General features: G+C 71.1%; 4 protein-coding genes. All 4 read right to left on the bottom strand.

The window, feature by feature from the left end:
• Positions 1 to 70: 70 nt before the first annotated feature.
• Entirely contained in the window at positions 71 to 1,300 is a 1,230-nt protein-coding gene (locus ACR9ZK_RS21045) for an ATP-grasp domain-containing protein (RefSeq protein WP_481343916.1), read from the bottom strand.
• A gap of 120 nt (positions 1,301 to 1,420) precedes the next feature.
• A complete protein-coding gene (locus tag ACR9ZK_RS21040) occupies positions 1,421 to 1,843 on the bottom strand; it encodes a YciI family protein (protein WP_481343915.1) in 423 nt (140 codons plus the stop codon).
• A gap of 187 nt (positions 1,844 to 2,030) precedes the next feature.
• A complete protein-coding gene (locus tag ACR9ZK_RS21035) occupies positions 2,031 to 2,411 on the bottom strand; it encodes a DUF805 domain-containing protein (RefSeq protein WP_481343914.1) in 381 nt (126 codons plus the stop codon).
• 163 nt (positions 2,412 to 2,574) lie between these two features.
• A partial coding sequence (locus tag ACR9ZK_RS21030; RefSeq protein ID WP_481343913.1) for a phospholipase C occupies positions 2,575 to 3,573 on the bottom strand: 999 nt, incomplete at its 5' end.

Raw genomic sequence — 3,573 nt, 5'->3', positions numbered from 1 at the left:
GTCGTGGTGAACCGCTGCGGTCCGAGGAGGATCGTCTCTGGCACTGGTCTCCGGTCGCCGCGCGCGACGCTCAGCCGGCGTGGACGCGGATGGTGCGCCCCACGTCGTCGAGCATGGCGCGCGTCGTGTCGTAGTCGGGGTGGCGCATCCGTACCCACGCGTTGGCCATGTATCCCGCCTCGACGGGCTGGGTGCCGTGGCCCTGCGGCGGGAAGTGGCCGTCGATGACCCACTCGCCATAGCGCGCCTGGATCTCGTCGATGCCGGAGTAGCCCCGGATGACGCCGTCGTGGTCGGGCCGGAGGGCGACGATGCCCGCCGAGTAGGTCCGGCGCATCGGCTGCTCGGGACGCCCGTGCGTGATGACGTGGGCCCACTCGCGGTAGACGTCGACGTCGTTGGCTGCGGAGTAGAGGTCCCACGCTCCCACGCCGGGTGGCCGACAGCCGATCTCGCTGAACCGCAGGCCCTTCGGGCCGTAGAACCACTCCATGTGGGTTGCCGACGTCTCGATGCCGAGCGCGGCGATGACGCGGCGGCCGAGCTCGCGCACCTCCGCGTAGAACGTGTTGGCGGGGTCGTCGATGCGGTTGGTCGTGATGAACTCCGGCGAGATCCAGCGGTGGCGCATGGCCTCGAGGACGTTCGGGTAGTAGTGCGTGGCCCAGTCGTGCACGACCTCCCCACCGAGCGTGATGGTGTCGTAGAAGCCCTCGTGCCCCTCGACGAACTCCTCCACGGCGATCGAGGTCGACCCCTCGGCCCCGAACGCCCCGAGGGCGGCCTCGAGCTCGCGGTCGTCGTCGACGCGGGTCGTGCCCTGCGCGCCGGCCCCCGCGCGCGGCTTGAGGATGAGCGGGTACCCGACCCGCTCGGCGAACTCCCTTGCCTCCGTAGCGGACTCGACCGCGGCGCTGGCCGCCGTGGGCACCCCGGCCTCGCGCAGCGCGTCCTTCATCGACGGCTTGTCGCGGCACAGCCACGTGGTGCGCACGCTCGTGCCCGGGATGCCGCACGCCTCGCGCACCTGTGCCGCCGGCATCGTGTGCGCCTCGACGACCGCCTCGAGGGCGTCGATCCACACCTTGTCCTGGAAGAAGCGCACGGCGTCGACCATCTGCCCGACGTCGGTGACCGAACCGACGCGGTAGTACCCCCGCAGCGAGCCGAGGAGGTCGTCGCCGAGGTGCCCCTCCTCCGACTCGCCGATGCCGTAGACGTTCGCCCCGACCGACGCGAGCGCCTGCACGAAGCGGCGCTGGTTGGCCGGGAAGGACGGCTCCACGAAGATGATGTTCACGGGCCCGACGCTAGCGGGCCGGGCGGAGGGGCGCCACGGGTCGACGCGGCGGTCCGGGGGTGTCTGCGCCGGTCGATGCCCGTAGCGTCCCGGCTCAGGTGTCGCGGCTCAGGTCCCGGCTCAGGCGTCGCGGTGGCCCTGGGCCGCGTCGATGACCTGGGAGCCCTGCTGCTCCTGGATGTCCGCGGGGAGGTCCTCGAACTCCATGACGCGCCGCACCTCGACGGACACCTCGGGGAACAGGTCGGCGAAGCGGGTGCCGAGCTCGACAGCCTCGTCGCGGGAGGCCACGTCGATGACGGCGAACCCACCGACGACCTCGCGGGCCTCGGTGAACGGGCCGTCGGTGACCGACGGGGTGCCGCCGGACCGCTTGGTGATCATCGCGCCCTCGTCGCTGCGGTGGACCCCCTCCGCGGCGAGCAGGACGCCGGACTCGGCGCACTCGGTCATGAAGGCGCCCATCTTGTCGATGAACTCGGGGCTCGGGTTCCACGCCTCGGGCCGGGTCTCGTCGAGCCGGTGGATGAGCAGGTAGCGCATGGGTTCTCCTCTGGTCGGTGCGATCTGCGTGCGGCCGGGCCGGGTCGGCTCCAGCCTCCACCACGACGTCGCTCGGTGGCGACGCCTTTCGACACGGCAGGCCGTTCGGATCCCGCAGGACCCCGGACACGCGGCGACGCCGCCCACCCGGAGGTGGACGGCGTCGGGGCGCTCGTGCGGTGACGCGTCAGGCGGTCGCCGGGGCGGCGCCGGACTCGATGCCCTTGGGGTCCGCGCCGTACTGGTTGGCGCCGCGGTTGCCCTCGGTGGCGAAGAAGACGATGAGGACGATGGCGCCGACGAACGGGACCAGCCCGATGAGCAGCCACCAGCCCGTGCGGTTGGTGTCGTGCAGGCGCCGGATGCCGACGGCGATGCTCGGCAGCAGCACGGCGAGCAGGTACAGGACGTACAGCACGTAGAAGATCGACGAGTGGGTGGCCGAGTAGAGGACGTTGAGGATGCCGCCGATGATGACGTTGAACAGCGTGAACATCCAGTACTCGGTGCGGCGGGCGCGGCCCGAGAACCCGACGTAGTTCTTGAGCACCTTGGTGTACCAGTCCATGAGTGAGACTCCCTGTGGATTCAGTGGAGCGCAGGATCGCGCGAGCGGACTCTAGCGTCGGCGACCCGCGCCGGAGCCCGTTCCCGGGCACGGGGCCGGACACGAATCGGTCACGGCTTGGTGGCTGCCGTGTGTCCGTCTCGCGTCCGGCACCGTCGCGGCGTCAGTCGTGCGAGGAGCCGTGGACCGACTCCACGGACGCGATCGTGCCGTCCGTCGGGTCGAGCAGGACCTTCGGGGCCTTGGCGTTCGGGAAGTGGAACAGGTGCTCGAGCGACCCGGCCCGGGCGTCGGCGGAGTGGTCGCCGATGAGGCCGGTGCTCCAGTTGTCCTCGATGAACCGCAGGATCGAGGCCTGGTCGGTCTGGGTGTGGTCCACGAAGTTGGTCCGCGCGTACGGCGACACGACGAGGAGCGGCTGGCGCGGGCCGGGACCGCACCGGTCCAGGTAGCCGCCCTCGACGGGGACCCCGGCCGCCGCGGCGTCGATGCACCAGGCCGCGTCGTCGGTGCCGTCGGACGCGTTGGTCAGCCGCGCGGCGACGTGGTCGTACCAGCCGTCCGAGTCGTCGTAGGCGAGGATGACCGCGGTGTCCTTCCAGTTCGGGGACTGCTCGATCGCGTTGACCTCCCGGATGACGAAGCGCTGCTCGTCGACCGGGTCGGAGTAGTCCGCGTGCCCGTCCTGGTAGTTCGCGGCCTTGAGGAAGCTGACGGCGGGCAGCCGGTCGGTACCGACGACCTGGTCGAAGTCGGCGAGGTCGTACTGGTGGTTGGCACGCCCGTCGTGGCCGATCTCGGCGACCGACGCCGGGGCGAGGTGGTGCGGGTTGGCCGTCGACGCGTAGTACTGGAACGGCTCGTGGTGCGGGTTGTAGTCGGTCGAGCTGAGGCCCGCGGCGTTGGTGTGCGTGGCGAGGCAGGCGGCCGGCGTGCCGGTGGCGGGGTCGTAGGGGGTCGTCGGGCGGAAGCCGCCCTGGAACCAGCCCCAGCTGACGCCCTTGGCGCCGAGCAGGTCACCGACGTTCCGGTTCGAGGCCTGCATGCCGGCGAGCGTGTTCCTCGTCGTGTGGCTGGCGTTCGAGCAGTCGTCGTAGACGGGGTCGGGGTCGTTGATCATCGTGCCGACGCCGTTCGCGTCGGGGAAGCGGACCGTGTAGTC

This window comes from Monashia sp. HAY1-5C, assembly GCF_056755255.1.
This window is presented reverse-complemented; position numbering and strand designations above follow the sequence as displayed.

Coding starts and splice junctions, on each gene's coding strand:
- ACR9ZK_RS21040 (WP_481343915.1), bottom strand. CDS start 1,843: ATGCGCTACCTGCTCATCCACCGGCTCGACGAGACCCGGCCCGAGGCG.
- ACR9ZK_RS21035 (WP_481343914.1), bottom strand. CDS start 2,411: ATGGACTGGTACACCAAGGTGCTCAAGAACTACGTCGGGTTCTCGGGC.